Raw genomic sequence first — 20,345 nt, 5'->3', positions numbered from 1 at the left:
GCGATGAGCGATACGGATATCAGTGTACAGGTAGCTACCCAAGCAGCAGAAGTGTCCTATCAGCGGCGTTCGCCATGGGCTTCCATGCTGCGTCGATTTCGAAAAAACAAGCGGGCGCTGGTAGGTTTTTGGATGGTCGTGGTCTTTGTCGGGATTGCCGTTTTTGCACAAGCGATTGCCCCTTACGACCCGATCGAGCAAAACATGGACGTGATCCTGCAGCCCCCTTCTGCCGACCATCTTTTCGGGACGGATGAATACGGGCGTGACATTTTGTCGCGGATTATTTATGGCTCGCAAATCTCGTTGATGATCGGGATTGTCGGCGTGCTGATTTCCGTCGTCATTGGCGTAGGGCTGGGAACGGTCTCCGGCTATTTTGGCGGTCGGACAGATATGTTCATCATGCGGATCATGGATATTTTCATGGCGTTCCCCAGCTTTCTTCTGGCGCTGGCTATCGTAAGCGTACTCGGACCGGGCATGGTGAATGTCATGATCGCCATCGGGATATTCTCGGTACCGACCTTCGCGCGGATTTCCCGCAGTGCGGTTATCTCGGTAAAGAACAAGGAGTTCATCGAAGCGGCCAAATCCATGGGAGCGAGCCATGCGAGAGTGATCTTTAAGCACGTGCTGCCAAATAGCGTGGCACCAATCATCGTCTTGTCGACTATGCGGATTGCAACCGCGATTCTTACAGCCTCGGGTCTCAGCTTTCTCGGAATGGGGGCACAGCCGCCGACACCCGAATGGGGAGCCATGCTCAGCACAGGTCGAGAGTATTTGCGAACAGCACCTCACGTGAGCACGATACCCGGCTTGGCGATCATGTTCATGGTGCTCGCTTTCAATATGCTGGGAGACGGTCTGCGCGATGCGCTGGATCCGAAGATGAAGCTGTGAGGAGGGGGGATCAGCATTGGAGCGCAAACTGCTAGAGATCAAAGGTCTGAAGACGTACTTTTATACGGATGAAGGGGTAGTGGCTGCAGTCGATGGCGTGGACATCAGCATTCGCGCGGGAGAGACGGTAGGGATCGTGGGCGAGTCTGGCTCCGGTAAAAGCGTAACCTCCTTAACAGCGATGCGATTGACGCCAGGCAAGGTTGTTGAGGGTTCGATTGCGTTTGACAGGAAAGACATCCTGGGATTGTCGGAAGAAGAGATGAGAGAGATTCGGGGAAACGAGATGGCGATGATTTTTCAAGAGCCGATGACTTCCCTAAACCCCGTATTTACGATAGGAGATCAGATCGGGGAAGCGGTCCGTATCCACCGGAACTACAGCAAAGCACAGGCGCGAGCGCGGGCTGTGGAAATGCTCAAGCTGGTAGGGATACCGAGGGCAGAGCAAATCGTCGACGAATACCCGCATCGCTTGTCAGGCGGGATGAGGCAGCGGGTGATGATTGCCATGGCGATGGCATGCGATCCCAAGCTGTTGATCGCGGATGAGCCTACAACGGCTTTGGATGTAACCATTCAGGCGCAAATCCTCGACCTGATGAGTGAGCTGAAATCCTCGAAGGGAACCGCGATTCTGCTCATTACACACGATCTGGGTGTCGTCGCGGAGATGTGCGACCGGGTGGTGGTCATGTACGACGGAAGAGTGGTGGAGGAGAGCGATGTCGTCACGCTGTTCACCCATCCGCGTCACCCGTACACGCAAGGGCTGATGAAGTCCATGCCTACGCTCGACTCAGAGGAGAAGCGGCTGTACTCCATCAAAGGCAGTGTCCCTGCCCAAGGAAGCCTGCGAATCGGGTGCAGCTTTGCTCCCCGTTGCGAGCACGCGATGGCCATATGTCGGGAGCAGTCTCCTCCTCTGCAAGAGATCGAGCTGGGCCATTTTAGCCGTTGCTTCCTGCATACATCAGCGGAGGGGAGGACAGGACATGAACCAGCCGTTCATTGAAGTGAAGAATCTGAAAAAGTACTTCCCGATTAAAAAGGGCATTTTCAGCCGTACCGCCGGGCATGTAAAGGCGGTAGACGGTGTGGATTTTTCCATTTACAAAGGGGAAACCCTCGGGTTGGTCGGAGAAAGCGGCTGCGGCAAATCGACGACGGGCAGATTGCTTCTGCAGCTTCTAGCGCCGACAGAAGGCGAGGTCAGATACGAGGGGAAAAACCTGGTAGGGATGAATGCTTCCGAGCTGCGGAAAATGCGCAGGGATATGCAGATGGTTTTTCAGGACCCGTACGCTTCCCTCGATCCTCGGCTGACCGTAGGCGATATTATTGCCGAGCCGTTGGAGATTCATCAGATGGCGAGGGGAAAGGAAAAGGATCGGCGTATCGACGAGCTGCTAAATGTCGTAGGCTTGAGCAGCTACCATGCGAAACGGTACAGCCACGAATTCAGCGGCGGCCAACGCCAAAGGATCGGGATCGCCCGTGCGCTGGCACTCAACCCCAAGCTGATCGTGGCAGATGAACCGGTCTCTGCATTGGACGTATCCATCCAGTCGCAGGTCATCAATCTGATGCAGGATCTCCAGGAGCAGTTTGACTTGACCTATTTGTTCATCGCCCACGATCTCAGCGTCGTGAAGCACATCAGCAACCGGATCGGTGTGATGTATCTGGGGAGGATTGTGGAGCTGGCAGACAAACGCGAGCTGTTTGAGTCCCCGCTGCATCCCTATACCCAGGCATTGCTATCAGCTGTGCCCACTCCCAATCCGTTAGTCAAGAAAGAGCGGATCGTTCTACGCGGAGACGTGCCAAGCCCAGCCAATCCACCTGCGGGGTGCACGTTTCATCCACGCTGTCCGGCAGTCATGGATAGATGCAAAACTGTGAAGCCAGTGTTTCAAAATCGGGACGGCCGCTTTGTCGCCTGTCACTTGTATGAATAGCAATAGGGGGGAGATCTATCATGGCAGTGGCAACGAATCGAATGAAAGAAATGAGCTGGACGACGTTTCAGGAGCGGAAAAAGCAAACGGACTTGGTCATCATCCCAACAGGAGCTTGTGAGGTGTACGGCCCGCATTTGCCGATGGGCTCGGATATGCTTGTCGCCTCGAAGCTTGCCGAGCTCGTCGCAGATCGCGTGCACGCAATCATCGGACCCGCACTGGAGGTAGGAGATTCCTCTGCGCTCGATGACTTTCCGGGGACGATTACGATTACGCCAGATAGCTTCAAAGGATATTTGAAGGATGTGGTAGACAGCCTGGTCAAATGGGGTTTTACTAACTTCCTGTTTATCAACGGCCATGCAGGGAATGTGGCGATGGTGAATCACGTCTCCCAAACGCTGAGGGAACGTCCTGAGCTGCGATGCGCGCAGATTGACTGCTGGCGATTTATCAAGGCACAGGATCAAGGGATCGTAGAGTCGGGAGAAGTCGCGCACGGCCATGCCGGGGAAGCGGGAACGTCCGTCCTGCTTTACCTGTATCCGGAGCTAGTCGATCTGGTGCAGGCGGTAGATGAAGTGCCGAAGCAGAAGGATTCGTTCCCCGATGTGATCAAATACGCCCGGTACGGTACCAAGTCAGAATGGGGGACGATTGGCTATCCCAGTCTGGCGAGTCGTGAAAAGGGGGAGGCGCTGATTCAGAGGTCAGTGGATCGCATTTCTCTTTTCTTGCATGAAACGTGGAATGTCTCTTACAAATGAAGCGCAGAAAGCAGAGAGCAGCCGTTTCTCGGGAACGAAACCGAGAGACGGCTGTTCTATTTAATAAACGGATTATCCGCATATGGTCCCAGGATGGCGACACGCAAGAGCTGCGTAGCCATGTATTTGGACGTGTACGGCATTTCTTTTTCCAGCCACCAGACGATGACGCCCAGGAAAGCGGCAGCAAAGTATCTTTCTGCGATCTCCCGCGGAATCGTAAGCCGTTGATCATCCGGCTGCATGTTGTACATGCCTTTGGAAATGAAATCGAGGAGGACCTCCTGCATACGGGAAGTGAAGTGTGGCATGTTCTTTTCAGACAGAAAGACCTTGTACAGCTTGGCGTTCTGCGAAATATGCTCAAACAGGTAGACAAAATTATCGTGCGGCTGTTCGCTGTGAATGTCAAACGTCTCTTCCCTGGAATAGGAGAGGTTCATACTCTCCACGAGATCCAGCAGGATTTCCTGCGAGCTTTGCTCCAGCAGATCGAGTTTGTCGCGATAGTGCAGATAAAAGGTGGCGCGATTCAGCGTCGCTCTTTTCGCAATGTCCTGAACGGTAATCTTTTCATAGCCTTGCTCATGAATCAATTCTACCAGCGCATCCCGGAGCATTTGCCGAGTACGCATCACGCGGGGATCCAATTTGGGTGGTTTCTTCGACATTTTTGCTCTCCTTGTCTGACTTCTCTCATTTCGTCGACACAAACCTGCGATGTGACGATAAAACGACGGAATGCAGAGACGTGTTGGTTGCCCAAAAGTAGCCGATTGCTATACTTATATTAACAACACCATGTCGATAAAACAACGTGTTGTCAATTTACAAGAAGCCTGCTTGCTTAAAAATATGTCTATTTCATACGAATAGAAAGGGATGGTTGAGAATGGGCCGTTTAAGCGGAAAAGTAGCGATCATTACCGGGGCTGCGATGGGAATGGGTGCTTCCGAAGCAAAGCTGTTTGCGAAAGAAGGAGCCAAAGTCATTGCGACAGATGTTCAGGTGGAAGCATTGAATCAAGTGGTGCAGGAGATCAAAGAACAAGGCGGCGATGCCGTCGCACTGAAACATAACGTGGTATCCGAGGACGAATGGAAATCCGTGATTGCGGAAGCGGTCAAGCGGTACGGCAAAGTAGATGTCCTCGTGAACAATGCAGGTATTTCTAGTCCGAAAACCATTGCCAACATGGAGATGGCCGAGTGGAATAAAGTCATGGATATCAATCTCAACGGCTGCGTGATCGGGATGAAGTACGTGATTCCGGAAATGCAAAAAGCGGGCGGCGGCTCTATCATCAACATTTCTTCTATTGGCGGCATTGTAGGGATGGCTGGGACCAGTCCGTATACGGCAGCCAAAGGTGCCCTGCGCGTCCTGTCCAAATCGGCTGCCGTCGAGTACGGAAAAGACCGCATTCGGGTAAATTCCTTGCACCCGGGTATTGTCGTGACACCGATGACCTTGCCGTCGATGGAGGAAGGAGGCGCGATTCCGTACTATCAAACGCACACCCAGCTCCCATATTTCGGTGAGCCGGATGATATTGCGTATGGTGCCCTCTATTTGGCGTCCGACGAATCTCGCTTTATGACGGGTGCCGAGCTGGTGATCGATGGCGGCTGGACTGCCCTGTAAAGAAAACGGATAGAATCGTTCCCGTTGAAAAAAAAGCCAATCCTTCCGATGGGGAAAGGATTGGCTTTCTGTATACGTAGAGCGTCACGCTTCACGAAAAATCTGTTCGGAGCTGACTACACGAATTTGGTTGCTTGGAGTCCCGAAGCCGCCAAGAGTCTGATTGTGGTGAGCGATGATTTGTTTGGCTTTGAGTACGGAGCTGTCAAATGTGGAGTGGCAATCGCTAGCCAAAGTGACGTCATAGCCGAGAGAAACGGCTCGTCTGCTGGTCGTGTCGATGCAATACTCCGACTGAAATCCGACAACAATGAGCTGCTCGATTCCTTTCGACTGGAGTTCCTCCTGTAAAGGCGTACCCAGGAACGAATCACAGGCAGATTTGTTAAAGACAGGATCGTTCTTTAAGGGAGCGATAGCCGGATGGATTTGCCAGGTAGGGGTGTCGATTTTAAATTCGCCTTCATCTTCCGTGTGCCGTATGTAGACGACAGGAATTTGTAATTCACGAGCTTGACCGATTAGCTTTTCGATTCGTGTAAGAAACGCATTTCCTTGATAGGCATGCTCGATCATGAAATTTTGGACATCGACGACGAGTAAAGCAGTGTTTTTCTTCATGAGAAATCACCCTTCCCTATATCTTCCAATAGGGACAGTATAGGAAGAAGGGGAATCGAAGAGCAACTAAAAATTTACAAAAGGTAGAATAAGATGCTGAGTGTTTGCGTATTTCCTAATGCTACAGGGAGAAGTTTTTGTGGATGAATTTCTTTTCATTTCTGCTTAAAGAGGCTTCCCAGAAAAGAAACCGGTACGTTTTTCTCGAGTACGTGGATGCTCCGCATATTTGATCCCATTGTTTCGTGCCGCAATTCGCACAGCGATATCTTCGGCGGTGTACCTGAACCATCAAGGCGTTGTTGTCTATGTAGTCTTGATAGGTATACACTCTCCTCTCATCCTTATGAAACTTTTGACACCCGCATGAATAGCATTGCGAGGGAGGGATAATACGTGGAACGGAATGCTCCATGAAAAGTCATCTCCTCAAAATGGTACATATGATTTGTGAAATAAGTGCAAGTGTTATATTAATATCGTTAGTATAGCGCGGTAAAGTGTTAAATGTTTGAAATGGTTGGGCACTTTTGAAATATCCCCATTTGATACAAAAAAAGAAGCCAACTCTTCCATGGGAGGAGAGATTGGCTTTTTCCAATTGGAAAATTCTATATAGATGGAGGATGGAAACTTACTTCAGAACTGCCGCCGGCTAGAAGAAACCGGATGATACTGCTTGCTTCTTACAGATCGTAGTACAGCTCGTATTCTTTCGGATTCACGGTGCGCTCTACTTGTTGGATTTCTCCGCGTTTCAGGGAGATCCAGCCTTCGATCAGTTCTTTCGTGAATACGCCGCCTTCCAAGAGGAACTCGTGGTCAGCTTCCAGAGCGAGCAATGCTTCTTCCAGAGAGCCTGGAGCGCTCTTGATTTCGTGCTTCTCAGCATCGGACAGGTCGTAGATGTTTTTATCCATAGGACCAAAGCCCATTTCGCGTGGGTCGAGCTTGCGCTTGATTCCGTCCAGACCAGCCATCAGCATGGCAGCGAATGCCAGGTAAGGGTTAGCGGTAGAGTCAGGCGTACGGAACTCGATACGGGATGCTTTTGGTGTAACAGCAGCTACCGGGATGCGGACTGCAGCAGAACGGTTACCTTTGGAGAAGACCAGATTTACTGGAGCTTCATAGCCAGGAACCAGACGTTTGAAAGAGTTGGTGCTTGGGTTGGTCAAAGCGATCAGGGCAGGTGCGTGGTGCAGAATGCCTCCGATGTAGTGCAGAGCAGTTTCGCTCAGGTTTGCGTATCCACCTTGCTCGTAGAAGAGAGGGGTGTCGCCGTTAAACAAGCTTTGGTGAACGTGCATGCCGGAACCGTTGTCGCCAACGATTGGCTTTGGCATGAAGGTAGCCGTTTTGCCATGTTTGGCAGCTACGTTGCGCACGATGTATTTGAACAGCAAGAGATTGTCAGCAGTACGAGTCAAAGTGTCGAAGCGGAAGTTGATCTCGCCTTGACCAGCAGTAGCTACTTCATGGTGATGACGCTCTACATACATACCTGCTTGGGTCATCAGGGTGCACATTTCGTTGCGGATGTCTGCTTGCGTATCTGTAGGTTGTACAGGGAAGTAACCGCCTTTGTTGCGCACTTTGTAGCCGAGGTTTTGTCCTTCTTTCCCTGTGTTCCAGAAAGCTTCCTCCGAATCGATATGGAAGAAGGAGCCGGATGGACCGGAATCATAGCGTACGGAGTCAAACAGGAAGAACTCGGACTCAGGACCAAAGTAAGCCGCTGTAGCTACACCCAGTTGTTGCAGATAAGCTTCTGCTTTCAGCGCGATGCCGCGTGGGTCGCGATCGTATGGAGTATAGTCAGGGTTTACGATGTTACATACGATGTTCAGCGTTTTCGCTTCTACGAAAGGATCGATGAAGGCAGTTGCCGGATCAGGCATTGCCACCATGTCGCTCTCTTCGATGGATTTGTAGCCAGTCAAGCTGGAACCGTCGAAAGCGACACCGTTGCGGAAAGTTCCTTCGTCAACTGCGTAGGCAGGGACGGTGACGTGGTGCTGGCGGCCGAGCATGTCGACGATGCGGAAGTCAACGTATTCGACTTTTTCAGTGTCAATGGTGGACAAGACAGTTTTCATATCCAAGAGAAAACACTCCATTCACGAATTATTTTTATTTGAAGAAAAGTAAAGTTCGTTTTTTAATGTTATTTTATATTTGGAATTATACCGACTACCGACATCGTTCGTCAAGAGGTTTTCTGACGTTTTGTGTTAGAATTTCTAACATTATATTGCGGGGTTCAGAAAAGAGTTCCGTTTTTGTAGAATATAGACGAACTGTTTGATTAATAGCGGAGGGGATAGCGAATGAAGGTACTGGTCTTGGGCGCAGGTGGAATCGGGGGCTATTTCGGAGGAAGACTGGCAGAAAAAGGAGTAGATGTAACCTTTCTCGTTCGCGAGCGTAGATACAAGCAACTTACGGAAAGAGGACTTCGCCTCCAGAGCATCCATGGGGACTACCATCTGGAGCGGCCGCAGTTGATGAAGTCTGGTGAGGAAGGTGGACCGTTTGATGTAGTCTTGTTGTCCAACAAGGCCTATCACCTCGAAGAAAGCATCAACGACATCGCTCCTTACATCGGAGAGAAAACCGTAGTGATCCCGCTCCTGAACGGAATAGCTCACATGGAACTGCTGTGGGAGCGCTTTGGCCGCGAGCGTGTACTGGGCGGCTTGTGCTTTATTGAAACGACTTTGAATGCGGATGGCGATGTCGTGCAGACGAGCGCAACCCACGAAACCGTCTTTGGGGAGTGGGAGGGTGGACTGAGCGAGCGTGTGGAGCAAATCGCGGAGGCGTTCAGTGGCATCAACGGTTCCATGCGGGCCAGTACCAACATCCAGCGCGACGCCTGGCAGAAATATTTGTTCATTACGACGATGTCCGGCATCACGACCTTGATGAATTCCGCTGTCGGTCCGATCCGCGATTCCTTATATGGAATGGAATTGACGCGCCAGCTGGCAGAGGAATGTGCCTCGGTCATTCGTGCGCTGGAAGCTCCGATCCGTCCAGACATCGTCGACAAGCAGATGGAGACGTTCCAAAAGCAGGGAGCTGCCATGAAGTCATCTATGCTCCGGGATATGGAGAAAGGCTTGGCGGTCGAAGGGGATCATTTGCAAGGCTATCTTTTGGAGCATGCAGAAAAACGGGGCTTGTCCACGCCTCTGCTGAAGGTTGTTTACAATAATTTGAAGGTATATGAACAGAAGCGGAGTGCAGGCAAATAAGGTATAATAAGTGGGCATGACGTCATTTGAAAAATTAGGAGGGGTATAGATGGAAGTCATCAAGATTTCCCCCCGCGGATATTGCTACGGTGTCGTAGATGCCATGGTCTTGGCACTTCGGACAGCGCAAAACTTTGACCTTCCACGCCCGATTCACATTTTGGGTATGATCGTACACAATGCTCATGTTGTGGAGGCGTTTGAAAAGCAAGGAATCAAGACCTTGGATGGAGAGGACCGTCTCGCCCTGCTCGATCAGGTGAACGAGGGCACGATCATTTTTACGGCACACGGAGTTTCTCCGGAGGTACGCAAAAAAGCGCGCGACAAGGGACTGACTGTCGTGGACGCGACTTGCCCGGACGTGACGAAAACACATGATCTGATCCGTGAGAAAGTGGCGGACGGCTATCATGTCCTATACATTGGGAAAAAAGGACATCCGGAGCCAGAGGGAGCGATCGGCATCGCACCGGAAAAGGTTCACTTGGTGCAAAAGCTGGAGGATCTGGACGCTTTGGAGGTACCCACTGACAAGGTGATCGTGACCAACCAGACGACGATGAGTCAATGGGACGTGAAGCATCTCATGGATGCGATCGTCAAACGTTTTCCTCGCGTAGAGGTACACAACGAGATTTGCCTGGCCACGCAGGTGCGCCAAGAGGCTGTCGCGGAGCAGGTAGGAGAAGCGGAGCTGTGCATCGTGGTCGGGGATCCACGAAGCAACAACTCGAACCGACTCGCGCAAGTGTCCGAGGAAATTGCCAGCGTGCCTTCCTATCGCATTGCGGATCTTTCGGAGCTGGATGTCGAGTGGTTGAAAGGCAAGCAGCGCGTAGCTGTTACCTCGGGAGCTTCCACGCCTACGCCATTGACCAAGGAAGTCATTGCGTATTTGGAGCAGTTTGATGAAAGCAATCCGGAAACATGGGAGAAGAAACGTACCGTTAACATGGCGAAAATATTGCCGGCGGTGAAATAGGGGAGCGAAATGTCAGAATCTCTTTCTGGAAGATTTCTGGGTGGCGCTGGAGGCAGATACGTCAGCTTCTGCGCCCTCTACCTCTTTATTTACTACGGGTTCGGGGCGTTTTCTCCGCTCATTACCCAGTATTACAAATCCATTCATCTAACGGGTACCCAGATCGGCATGATCAGTGCGGTTGCACCTGTCGTTTCTATTGTTGCCCAGCCGATGTGGGGGATGATTTGTGACCGCTTCCAAATACGGAAGGCGGTTCTTTTGGGTACGCTCCTCGCTTCTGGCTTGGTGGGGCTTTTATTCACGGCTGTGTCCACCTATGCCTTTGTCTTTCTTTTGTACATTCTGCTATCCTTTTTTCAAAGTGCCATTATTCCGGTTTCGGACAGCTTGACCTTAAACTATACGAAAAAGCATCAGCTTCAATTTGGTGACATTCGGATGTGGGGAGCGGTTGGCTTCGCTCTTGCCGCTTTTGTTACCGGCCTATTCGTGGAACGGTGGGGGCCCTCTGTTCTGTTTATCTCGTATTGCCTGGCGCTGATCACGGCGTTTTTGTTTTTGATGCGTTTGCCGGGAGAAGTGACCGAATCTTCCCGCTTTACAGTCAGCATTTTTAAAGGCATGAAACAGCTGCTGCGCATACCGCGGTTTTTGCTCTTCTTGCTGGCGTCTTTTTGCATGTTTGGTGCGGTCAACGCGAATAACATCTGGTTTTCTCTGTACTACCAGGAGATCGGCGGGACGGTGGCAGGTGTAGGTCTGGCTTTCCTGCTGTTTGCGGGGAGTGAAGCTCCGTTCATGAAGCTGGCGGGCTACTTTGTCCGAAGGTGGGGGATTGAAACGACCCTGCTGGGGGCTGCGACCTTTTCCGCCATTCGCTGGTTCTGGTACAGCTCGGCTCCCAGTACGACAGCTGTTCTGTTGATCTTTTTTATTCAAGGTGTTTCGGTGGGCTTCTACCTGGCGACAGCGGCGCAATTCGTCAGAGAAAACACGCCCGCTTCCCTACAGGTAACAGCACTCGCCGTTTTTTTCTCTGTGGGAAGCGGTTTGGGAACGATGCTCTGTAATCTCTTGGCGGGGTGGATCAAGGACGAGTTTTCCACGCTGGCCATCTACCTGTTTTTTGGAGTGGTGACCACGATTGGCATCCTTCCGCTCCTCGTGATTCGCTTTGGTCCATGGAAACGGGTAGAGCAAGACGAAGGCATGAGTGCTACTCAATGATCAGCTTGCCTTGATAGCCGGTCTCTGGATAGCCGGGGGAGTCGGACACAAAGGAGAACTCCCCTTTTTTCTCCGCAGAAAATTGAAGCATGGTAGACTGAGTGGGCTTAAGCTCGGTCGAAGTGACATTGAGATCGCGGATTGCGAGGTTATGCGGGCGTGTGTCGGTGTTGACGATCATCAAAGAGACATGCTCTCCCTCTCGCACGGCGATCTGATTGGGTAAGAAGCCGGCACTGGAGATCGTAACGGTTTGTGTACGCTGTGCCGCTGCGTAAGAAGTATGTAGTCGATATTCATGGTGTGTCCCGAGTAGCAAGAGCGTCACCGCCAAAGCGATGAGGGGGTAACGCAACTGCCGGAACCGCAGACGAGACATAGTACGTCAGCTCCTTTTGCGGGCTATATTCCTGGGTGATTTATCTATTATCCTGTCCTCGTAAGGTTTTGGATAAACAGGAAAAAAGCGCCGGCGCACTTTTGCCTTGTCAGAGGGAACGGGAAATAAAGAATAGAAAGTATAAAGAGAGTATATTGAAGTAATCCGCTTTTTATAGTAGGATTACTTTACTTTCTTAATTACACAATATTCTCTGTTTTTACCCCGACGACAAAGGAGAAGAGGGCTATGAAGTACGGCTTTTGGTTACCGATTTTTGGTGGATGGCTCCGAAATGTAGAAGATGAAAAAATGCCGCCGACGTTTGAATACGCCAAGACGGTCATCCAAGCGGCAGAGCGATGGGGATACGATACGACTCTGATTGCGGAACTATACTTGAACGATATAAAAGGACCCGAGGCGGACTCGCTGGAAGCCTGGTCGACTGCCGCGGCATTGGCTGCGGTTACGGAAAAAATCGAAATCATGACAGCGGTACGCCCTGGATTTCACAATCCGGCAGTCGCTGCAAAAATGGCAGCAAACATCGATCGCATCAGCAATGGACGCTTCACTCTGAACGTTGTATCTGCATGGTGGGAAGAGGAAGCCCGTCAATACGGTGGCATTTTTACCGAGCACGATGAGCGCTATGAACGCACCCTGGAATTCCTCGATGTGCTAAAAGGGCTGTGGACAGAGGAAACCTTCAGCTACCGCGGCAAGTTCTACGATATTCAGGATGCCAAGCTGGCGCCGAAGCCGGTTCAGCGCCCAAATCCGATCCTGTACGCAGGGGGAGAAAGCGAGCGAGGCAAGCAGGTTATTTCCGCGACATGCGACGCGTATGTGATGCATGGCGGGACCACGGAAGAAGTCGAACGCAAGATTCAAGACATGAAAGCGCGCCGCGAGCAGACGGACAAAGCGCCGTTCTCTTCTTTTGGCATGGCCGCCTACGTCATTTGCCGTCCGACCGAGGAAGAAGCGATGGAAGAGCTGGCACGCATCACGGATGTTAAAGAAAACAGCGGTTATGCAGGCTACCAGGACTTCATCAACAAGTCGCAGCTTGAGCAGCAGATTCAATTGCGTGATTATTCGGTATCGAACCGCGGCTTGCGTCCAAACCTGGTTGGTACACCACAGCAAATCGCTGAACGCATTTTGGCGTATGAAAAAGCGGGTGTAGACCTGCTGCTGCTCCAGTTCTCTCCACAGCTGGAAGAGATGGAGCGCTTCTCCAAAGAAGTCATGCCAGTAGTTGAAAGCTTGCGTGCTGAGGCAGCAGCTACTTTATCCTAGTCCATCCCGCCAGACGGGCAGTGAAACAGAAAAGAGGAGAAACGAACGATGAAAAAGATCTACGTCATCCATGAAAACAGCGAATGGACCGTTCATTTGACCAAGCGTCTGCAAGAGCTGGGATTGCCTTATGAGGAATGGCATCTGGACGAAGGCTCCGTTGATTTGACGGCAGAACCGCCAACCGGTGTGTTTTACAGCCGGATGAGCGCTTCGTCGCATACACGCGACCACCGCTATGCACCTGAGTTGACCTCTGCTGTTTTGAACTGGCTGGAAAGCCATGGCCGCAAAGTGTTCAATGGGACGAGCGCTCTTCGTCTGGAAGTGAGCAAAGTTGCCCAGTACCTCGCTTTGACAGGTCATGGAATCCGCACCCCGCGCACGATCGCGACGGTAGGCAAAGAGCAGCTGTTGAAAGCGGCAAAAGCATTTGAAGGACAATCCTTCATTACCAAGCACAACCGCGCCGGAAAAGGACTTGGCGTGCAGTTGTTCCACTCCCTGCAAGGGCTGGAGTCTTACGTGAACGGGCCAACCTTTGATGAGCCGGTGGATGGCATCACCCTCATTCAGGAGTACATTTCTGCACCGCAGCCATTTATTACTCGCTGTGAGTTTGTAGGCGGGAAGTTCGTATACGCTGTGCAAGTCGATACCTCCGAAGGCTTCGAGCTTTGCCCGGCGGACGCTTGCCAGATCGGCGACCTGTTCTGCCCGGTAGGAGAAGAAGTGCCGACCAAGCCGAAATTCCAGATCGTGAGTGATTTCCAGGATCCAATCATCGAGAAATACGAAAGCTTCCTGGCTGCAAATGGCATTCAGGTAGCAGGGATCGAGTTCATCCGCAACCAAGCGGGCGAGATCTTTACGTATGACATCAACACCAACACCAACTACAATTCGGACGCAGAGGCTGCCGCTGGAATCTACGGCATGCTGGAGGTAGCCAAATTCCTGGGCCGCGAGCTGGCGAGTGTAGAGGAAGCGGAAAAGGTCGAGGCGTAAAAACATAGAGAAACAACCAAAGTCCCCTAAAAACAGGGGGCTTTTTTGTGAATAAGGAAGTGGTCGGATGCTCTGCTGGTATCGCGATTCAGATCGTCATCCTCATTTCCTATACACTCGTCTTTGGCTTTGAGGGTTCGGTATTACCATTATCTCCAGCAGAAGAACCCCCCGTTTCGTCCGGAAACACCACCTCTACCTCCTATTGAGACGCAAGCAATTGGAATTTTTATAGTTATCTTGTATCTCTGTTTACTCATTTTTGGGAACAGGTTGTTAATCTCTGACTCCCCGTATCAATTCGAATATCGTTTTGTTGCTATGATAGGCTTCGCGACGCGGATGATTTTCCGCGTTATTTATATGCCAGTTAAATTGTCACAAACAGTACATTGTCACGCATAGTAATATGTGATAAATTTAACCCAGAGGTGAACATGATGGGGGAAAGCAGTATCAGCAGTGACATGATACGCGGACATCTCGATGCGATCATTTTGCGCGTGTTGTCCGAAGGGGATAATTACGGCTACGAAATCATCAAGGCGATTGCCAAAAACAGCGATGGTCAGTACGAGCTGAAGGAACCGTCGCTCTATACCAGCTTGAAGCGGCTGGAAGCCCAAAAGCTGATCTCCTCCTACTGGGGGGACGAGACGCAGGGGGGCAGGCGCAAATACTACAGGCTCACTGGGGAGGGCGCTGAGGCTTATGAAAAAGCACTCGCTGCCTGGAAAGTAGCCAGAGCGTTGATCGATCAACTCATGGAAAGGCAGGAGTGAGTACATATGGACAAAATACAGCAGCATGTGGACCGCCTGTTTCGTACTTATAAAGGAAGCAAGCAAGCTCAAGAGCTCAAGCAGGAGATTTTGAGCAATCTCCAGGCGCGGGTCGCTGATATGACGATGAGCGGAGTAAGCAGGGATGCTGCGATAAGCAGCGCTATTGCCAATATCCCTTCTATTGCTCATCTGCTGGATGAAAAGCCGCGTGTCTTTCTGTATCGATTTTGGCTGGAGTGGGTTCAGCGAGTGCTCCTGTTTACTCTGATTGCATGGATCGTGACCATGCCGTTTCGGTTTGTAGGCAATGGGACGGGCAGCAACACGCTGCTTATGTTCATCGCCCTTGGAATCGGGATCGTATATGGGGGACTTCTGCTGCTCAAACGATACGATAGGAAAACAGGATGGATGAACGTACAGGCGGCTTTGCGACTAAGAAAAATCGGTTGGCTGCTCTGGGTGCTTTTGATGGGGGTATCGCTGTTCTACACGACTGCTCTGCACTTTGGCAGCAATCTGTGGTTTTCTCGACCCATCCACATTTCGGGACCGTATCAATTTGCCAATGTCGCAATCGATTACTTGAAGCCTTTCGTCACCCTCCTGATTCCGCTTGCTCTTCACATGGTGCCAAAGCTGCTGATGAAATACGAAGTGGGGGAAGAGGATGGCTGCACGGAATAAAGTCATTGCGGCACTCGCGATGGTAGGCGTTCTGCTGCTTGTCTACATCCAAGGCGTGCTCCTACCAAACAAGCTGGAAAGAGAGCGACGCTACGAGCAAGAACAGCAAAGCCCGCAGACCCATGATGTCAACACCATACTGCCCTACAAGAGTCAGTACATGGGGGACGCGTCCAATCTGACGAACCTCTATGCACACCTTCCGCTCAACGGGGTAAAAAGAACGTTTCAGCTGTATCCCGATGATTTGACGCTGGAGATCAACTATTTGGAGAAGGCCGCAGATGTCGGAGAGGAGCAGGTGAACTCGGCGTTGCTCTACAACTCGATCGCTGCCTTTGCGTTGATCGACAATCTGCAGACGATTCGCTATCGTTTTCCTGATGCGATCTATCAGCTAAGCCGCGGGGATGTGCAGCAGCTCCTTCACGTAGACCTTGCAGCGGAGCTTTTGGAGCAGCAAACGTGGAAAAACGAAGTGCAGGGACGAATCGAAGAATGGACGAAGGAGAGCTCTCGCTTTTGGCAGTGAGGGCTCTTTTTGCTTGCATTCACGAGTGAGGATTATAATTTTTATCGATAAAAATATTTTGAAAAAGAATGGTCAGGCAGTGTATAATGAATTTAGAAAATTCTAACCAATCTATAGGCAGGCAAGAAAGAAAGGGAGGATTTCATTGGATCAGCAGACCGCAATGATGAAGAAGCTATCGGAGGCAGATGGGGTTGCAGGCGATGAATACGCCGTGCGCGAGGTCATGAATCAATATTTGGAGGGCATCTCGGAGGAAATCGTGACTGATCATTTGGGCAGCGTGCTCGGGGTCAAAAAAGGGGTGGAAAACGGCCCGAAAATTCTCCTTGCCGGTCACATGGACGAAGTAGGCTTTATGGTATCCAGGATTACCAAGCAAGGCTTCCTCAAATTTCAACAGCTGGGGGGCTGGTGGCCGCATACGCTGCTATCCCAACGCGTGAAGATTCGGACGAAAAATGGCGATGTCGTGGGCATTATCGGTTCAAAGCCACCTCATATTCTCACACCGGAGGAACGGGAAAAAGTAGTGCCGCTCAAGGACCTGTATATCGATATTGGCGCGAAAGACAAGGAAGAAGCGGAGGAAATGGGCGTTCTGCCGGGCGATAGCATCGTGCCTTGCTCGGAATTTTTCACCATGGGAAAAGGAGATTTGTGGGTAGGAAAAGCCATCGACAACCGCATTGGGTGCGCGCTGGCCATTGAAGTGCTAGCCGATTTGCAGGACAAAGCGCATCCGAATGTGATCTATGCCGGGGCAACCGTCCAGGAGGAAGTCGGCTTGCGGGGAGCAGCGACGATGGCGAATCTGGTGGAGCCCGACATTGCCTTTGCCTTGGATGTGGGAGTCGCTTACGATACACCGGGGCTGGAGAGCTATGAAGGCCCGAGGGTGGGAGAAGGTCCGACCGTGGTGCTGCTCGACTCTTCCATGGTATCCCATGTCGGCTTGAGACGCTTAGTCGTAGAAACTGCCAAAGAAATCGGTGTTCCGCTGCAATTTGAAATATCGATGGGCGGAGGTACGGACGCAGGAAAATTTCATGTAAACGGGAAAGGGTGCCCATCCCTAGCGATTGGGTTTGCTACCCGTTACATTCATTCGCATCAGGCTGTCGCTTCCCGTTCCGATTTTATGGCGGCGAAAAAACTGCTGCTGGCGGTTATTGAAAAGCTGGACTGGGAAACCGTACGGAAGCTGCAAACGAAGGGGTAATGTCTGATGAATCGCAAGGTTATTCCCGTACCCGAAGCCGACTTTGACTCTCTTGTCACCCTGATTGGAAATGCCTACCCTGGTCTGAAGCTAAATACGGCGGACAGCATCCGGAGCTTTAAAGAAAGAATGCTAAAAACGTTGGCAGACGACTCTGGCTCGCGCATTTACGGTGTGTATGAAGAAGAGCAATTGTTGGGCGCCATGCGTCTTTATGATTTTCAAATGAACCTGTTCGGGGTGTCGCTGCTCGCCGGAGGAGTCGGCATGGTGGCAGTAGACATGCTGCATAAAAAAGAAAAGGTAGCAAAGGACCTCGTCGATTCCTATCTCCGCCATTATGTGGACAAGGGGGCAGCGATGGCGCTCCTGTATCCGTTTCGCACCGATTTTTACAAGAAGATGGGCTTTGGCATGGGGACAAAAATGAGCAAGTATCGCATTCCCCCGGGTAATTTTCCGAAAGGCGCGGGGAAGGCCCATTTGTTCTTTGCCAAACCGGACGATAGTGGGGAGATCGCGGCTTGCTATCAGCGCTTTATGCGCACGGTAAACGGTCTGATAGAAAGGTCGCGGGAGGAGCTCTCCCGGATGGTGGAGCATCCAGACCACAGGACCGTCTGCTTTCGGAAGGACGGCAAGGTACTGGGTTACATGGTGTACACATTCAAGAACGTCAACGAAGAAAACATGATGCAAAACGATTTGATCATCAAGGAATGGGTATACGAGACACCAGAAGCGCTTCAGGAAATGTGCAGCTTTCTGCACTCGCAATCCGATCAAATCAATCGGGTCGTCTTTCACACGCAGGACGAATACTTTCACTTTTTGTTTGATGATCCCCGCAATGAGACGTATCGAGTCCTGCCTCATGTTTATTTGGAGAGCAATACGCAAGGGGTCGGGGTCATGTATCGGATCTTATCCGTCAAGCGATTCTTTCAACAGGTTGCCCATCATTCCTTTGGGGGCCAGTCGCTGACGCTTACGCTTACGGTGAGGGATACGTTTTTGCGGGAGAATCACGGCAGTCTGACGATTCGTTTTGAGGAGGGCTATCCGGTTATCGCGGATGACGCTGCAGGCGATGTCGTGATGGAGGTGGATATCGCCGAACTGTCGTCCCTGGTTATGGGAGCTGTTACGTTGAAAGGACTGCTCAAGCATGGTCTGGTGACGCTCTCGGACATGGCTTATGCGGATCAGCTGCATCAGCTGTTCCTCACCCCGGAAAAACCGATGTGCATGACGGCGTTTTAGAAGCGGGCAGGAAAAGAAATTAGCACCGGATTCTTCATGAATCTGGTGCTTTTTGATGACGCTGCGTGTTAAAGGAACAGCTGCAAAATACTGTAGATGATCGCTGAGATCACAGCAGAGATCGGGAGGGTGATGAACCAGGTAATGACAATCCGTTTGGCGATTCCCCAGTTGACTCCCTTTAACCGTTTGGCTGCACCGACTCCCATGATCGCGGATGATATGACATGGGTGGAGCTTACCGGCAGACCCAGCTGCGTAAACGTAAAGATGATGGAAGAGGAGGTCAGATCGGCTGTTGCTCCGTTAATTGGCTCGATTTTGGTGATTTTGCCGCCTACCGTCTTGATAATCCTCCAGCCGCCTACGGAGGTGCCCAGCCCCATGGAGATGGCACAGATAAGCTGAACCCAAAAGGGGATGGTATTGGCATCCGATTGAATATCGGCGGCTACCAGTGCAAAGACGATGATGCCCATCGCCTTTTGTGCGTCGTTTGTTCCGTGTGTGAAAGATTGGAGGGCAGCGGTGAGGATCTGAAAGTAACGAAATCGTCGGTTGACCTTCGATGGAGGCGTCGGGATTTTACGGAACAGGAAGTAAAAGATATTCATGAGCAAGTAGCCACCAAGTAAAGCGATGACCGGGGAAAGAATGAGTGCCTCGAAGATTTCTCGAAAACCGCTCCAATTGATCGTGCTTCCACCCGCCGATATGAAAACGGCTCCGACAACAGAACCGATGAGCGCATGAGAGGAGCTGCTGGGAATTCCGTACCACCAGGTGACGAGATTCCAAAAGATCGAGGCCAGCAAAGCGGCGATTACGATCAGCACGCCGTATTCCAGCTTGGCAGGATCGGCGATTTTTCCCCCGATCGTCTTAGCGACACCTGTGAAGGCTAGCGCACCGATGAAGTTCATGACCGCTGCCATGACGATAGCGATGCGGGGAGGCAACGCCTTGGTAGAGACAGTCGTCGCAATCGCATTCGCCGTGTCATGAAAGCCGTTGATAAAGTCAAAGGAAACGGCTAACACAACGACGGCGACGATGAAGGGAAAGCTCGTGTGCATAGGCAGTGTCTCCTTGGATTTATGTATTGCTCATGATGACTGTCTCCATCGCGTCAGCGACGTCTTCACAGTGGTCCATGACTCCTTCCAGCACCTCGTAGATCTCTTTGAGCTGGATGATGTGAATGGGATCTGTAGAGGAATGGAAAAGCTCGCGAATGCTCCGGCGTACCAGCTCGTCTCCCGTACTTTCCAGATCGTTGATGCGGATGATGTACTCCCGCATCTCCGACAGCTTCTGGTGACGCAGCAGATCCATGGCAAGCAAAATTTGCTGGGAAGAGTCTTCAATGATTTGTCCGAATCTCACCATCGTTTCGTCCGGCTCCATGATGTCGTACATGTACAGGCGGGACGAGCAGGTTTCCAATCCATCGAGTACATCATCCAGACGAACGGCCAGCTCCATGACATCTTCGCGTTCAATTGCGGTAATAAACGTTTTGTTGATTCGGATGATGATCTCGTGAATCAGCTTGTCTCCTTTGGATTCGTACTCCTTCATGGTCTCGGAAAAGGTCTTCAGCGTCTCCATGGACGAGATCTTATATTCATTGAAATAAACGGCTGATTCATGTACATTCTTGGCGATTTCATATAGGTCTTCCAGCAAGGCATCTGTCTTGGTAAAAAGCATGGCAAACCTCCGCTTATAAATCCAACTAGGAGTATTTTGTTTGGAGGAGGTGCGGATTATTCACCAGACA

The 20,345-nt window shown here is 51.2% G+C and carries 22 protein-coding genes; 16 read left to right on the top strand and 6 right to left on the bottom strand.

Features of this window, described 5'->3' with window-relative positions:
• Nucleotides 1-3: 3 nt before the first annotated feature.
• The 4 genes from nikC to EDM59_RS11075 are packed head-to-tail and all read left to right on the top strand — an operon-like array spanning nt 4 to nt 3,637.
• Nucleotides 4-906, top strand: a complete 903-nt coding sequence (gene nikC / locus EDM59_RS11090) for a nickel transporter permease (RefSeq protein WP_122923658.1) — start codon at nt 4-6, stop codon at nt 904-906.
• Between the two features lie 16 nt (nt 907-922).
• Nucleotides 923-1,921: an ABC transporter ATP-binding protein gene (locus EDM59_RS11085; RefSeq protein WP_122923657.1), complete on the top strand. Its 999-nt coding sequence runs from the start codon at nt 923-925 to the stop codon at nt 1,919-1,921.
• On the top strand, nt 1,902-2,867 hold the full coding sequence (locus EDM59_RS11080) for an ABC transporter ATP-binding protein (RefSeq protein WP_122923656.1): 966 nt from the start codon (nt 1,902-1,904) through the stop codon (nt 2,865-2,867). Before EDM59_RS11085 ends, EDM59_RS11080 begins: the two co-directional genes overlap by 20 nt.
• Before the next feature lie 20 nt (nt 2,868-2,887).
• Nucleotides 2,888-3,637: a creatininase family protein gene (locus EDM59_RS11075; RefSeq protein ID WP_122923655.1), complete on the top strand. Its 750-nt coding sequence runs from the start codon at nt 2,888-2,890 to the stop codon at nt 3,635-3,637.
• Between the two features lie 56 nt (nt 3,638-3,693).
• Here EDM59_RS11075 and EDM59_RS11070 read toward each other — a convergent pair whose 3' ends face one another.
• Nucleotides 3,694-4,308 (bottom strand): TetR/AcrR family transcriptional regulator, encoded by a 615-nt coding sequence (locus EDM59_RS11070; RefSeq protein WP_122923654.1) that lies wholly within the window; start codon nt 4,306-4,308, stop codon nt 3,694-3,696.
• 221 nt (nt 4,309-4,529) lie between these two features.
• Between EDM59_RS11070 and EDM59_RS11065 the strand changes: the two genes are divergently transcribed.
• Entirely contained in the window at nt 4,530-5,282 is a 753-nt protein-coding gene (locus EDM59_RS11065) for a glucose 1-dehydrogenase (RefSeq protein WP_122923653.1), read from the top strand.
• A gap of 84 nt (nt 5,283-5,366) precedes the next feature.
• Here the strand turns inward: EDM59_RS11065 and EDM59_RS11060 are convergent, their stop codons facing one another.
• Nucleotides 5,367-5,903, bottom strand: coding sequence for a cysteine hydrolase family protein (locus EDM59_RS11060; protein WP_122923652.1), 537 nt, complete (start codon nt 5,901-5,903; stop codon nt 5,367-5,369).
• A 686-nt stretch (nt 5,904-6,589) separates the two neighbouring features.
• Nucleotides 6,590-8,008, bottom strand: a complete 1,419-nt coding sequence (glnA, locus tag EDM59_RS11055) for a type I glutamate--ammonia ligase (RefSeq protein WP_122923651.1) — start codon at nt 8,006-8,008, stop codon at nt 6,590-6,592.
• Nucleotides 8,009-8,233: 225 nt separating this feature from the next.
• Here glnA and EDM59_RS11050 point away from each other — a divergent pair, with 225 nt between their 5' ends.
• From EDM59_RS11050 to EDM59_RS11040, 3 genes are read left to right on the top strand one after another with little or no spacing between them, the layout of a single operon-like run.
• Nucleotides 8,234-9,163, top strand: a complete 930-nt coding sequence (locus tag EDM59_RS11050; RefSeq protein WP_122923650.1) for a ketopantoate reductase family protein — start codon at nt 8,234-8,236, stop codon at nt 9,161-9,163.
• A gap of 49 nt (nt 9,164-9,212) precedes the next feature.
• Nucleotides 9,213-10,148 (top strand): 4-hydroxy-3-methylbut-2-enyl diphosphate reductase, encoded by a 936-nt coding sequence (locus EDM59_RS11045; RefSeq protein WP_122923649.1) that lies wholly within the window; start codon nt 9,213-9,215, stop codon nt 10,146-10,148.
• 9 nt (nt 10,149-10,157) lie between these two features.
• A complete protein-coding gene (locus EDM59_RS11040) occupies nt 10,158-11,378 on the top strand; it encodes an MFS transporter (protein ID WP_122923648.1) in 1,221 nt (406 codons plus the stop codon).
• Here EDM59_RS11040 and EDM59_RS11035 read toward each other — a convergent pair.
• Entirely contained in the window at nt 11,368-11,757 is a 390-nt protein-coding gene (locus EDM59_RS11035; RefSeq protein WP_122923647.1) for a cupredoxin domain-containing protein, read from the bottom strand. The two genes, EDM59_RS11040 and EDM59_RS11035, sit on opposite strands and share 11 nt — an antisense overlap.
• A gap of 249 nt (nt 11,758-12,006) precedes the next feature.
• On the opposite strand from EDM59_RS11035, the gene EDM59_RS11030 reads away from it, so the two are divergent.
• From EDM59_RS11030 to EDM59_RS11000, 8 genes are all read left to right on the top strand, one after another.
• Nucleotides 12,007-13,065 (top strand): LLM class flavin-dependent oxidoreductase, encoded by a 1,059-nt coding sequence (locus EDM59_RS11030; RefSeq protein WP_122923646.1) that lies wholly within the window; start codon nt 12,007-12,009, stop codon nt 13,063-13,065.
• A 48-nt stretch (nt 13,066-13,113) separates the two neighbouring features.
• Nucleotides 13,114-14,073: an ATP-grasp domain-containing protein gene (locus EDM59_RS11025; RefSeq protein ID WP_122923645.1), complete on the top strand. Its 960-nt coding sequence runs from the start codon at nt 13,114-13,116 to the stop codon at nt 14,071-14,073.
• 47 nt (nt 14,074-14,120) lie between these two features.
• Nucleotides 14,121-14,282, top strand: a complete 162-nt coding sequence (locus EDM59_RS31045; protein ID WP_183192887.1) for a hypothetical protein — start codon at nt 14,121-14,123, stop codon at nt 14,280-14,282.
• A gap of 231 nt (nt 14,283-14,513) precedes the next feature.
• Nucleotides 14,514-14,855, top strand: coding sequence for a PadR family transcriptional regulator (locus EDM59_RS11020; RefSeq protein WP_092273165.1), 342 nt, complete (start codon nt 14,514-14,516; stop codon nt 14,853-14,855).
• A 6-nt stretch (nt 14,856-14,861) separates the two neighbouring features.
• Entirely contained in the window at nt 14,862-15,545 is a 684-nt protein-coding gene (locus EDM59_RS11015) for a permease prefix domain 1-containing protein (protein ID WP_122923644.1), read from the top strand.
• Nucleotides 15,529-16,077 carry a DUF4825 domain-containing protein gene (locus EDM59_RS11010; protein WP_122923643.1) on the top strand — a complete coding sequence of 183 codons (549 nt, stop codon included), beginning with the start codon at nt 15,529-15,531 and terminating at the stop codon, nt 16,075-16,077. Before EDM59_RS11015 ends, EDM59_RS11010 begins: the two co-directional genes overlap by 17 nt.
• A 163-nt stretch (nt 16,078-16,240) precedes the next feature.
• Complete coding sequence (locus EDM59_RS11005; protein ID WP_122923802.1) at nt 16,241-17,299, top strand: M42 family metallopeptidase; 1,059 nt, start codon at nt 16,241-16,243, stop codon at nt 17,297-17,299.
• 6 nt (nt 17,300-17,305) lie between these two features.
• Nucleotides 17,306-18,562: a GNAT family N-acetyltransferase gene (locus EDM59_RS11000; protein ID WP_122923642.1), complete on the top strand. Its 1,257-nt coding sequence runs from the start codon at nt 17,306-17,308 to the stop codon at nt 18,560-18,562.
• A 68-nt stretch (nt 18,563-18,630) separates the two neighbouring features.
• On the opposite strand, the gene EDM59_RS10995 is transcribed toward EDM59_RS11000, so the two are convergent.
• Both EDM59_RS10995 and EDM59_RS10990 read right to left on the bottom strand, forming a co-directional pair.
• Nucleotides 18,631-19,638 carry an inorganic phosphate transporter gene (locus EDM59_RS10995; RefSeq protein WP_122923641.1) on the bottom strand — a complete coding sequence of 336 codons (1,008 nt, stop codon included), beginning with the start codon at nt 19,636-19,638 and terminating at the stop codon, nt 18,631-18,633.
• A 19-nt stretch (nt 19,639-19,657) separates the two neighbouring features.
• The gene (locus tag EDM59_RS10990) at nt 19,658-20,275 is read right to left on the bottom strand and encodes a DUF47 domain-containing protein (protein WP_122923640.1); all 618 of its coding nucleotides are present in this window, start codon (nt 20,273-20,275) and stop codon (nt 19,658-19,660) included.
• Nucleotides 20,276-20,345: the final 70 nt, after the last annotated feature.

This window comes from Brevibacillus nitrificans (assembly GCF_003710965.1).
Lineage (GTDB): Bacteria > Bacillota > Bacilli > Brevibacillales > Brevibacillaceae > Brevibacillus > Brevibacillus centrosporus.
This window is presented reverse-complemented; position numbering and strand designations above follow the sequence as displayed.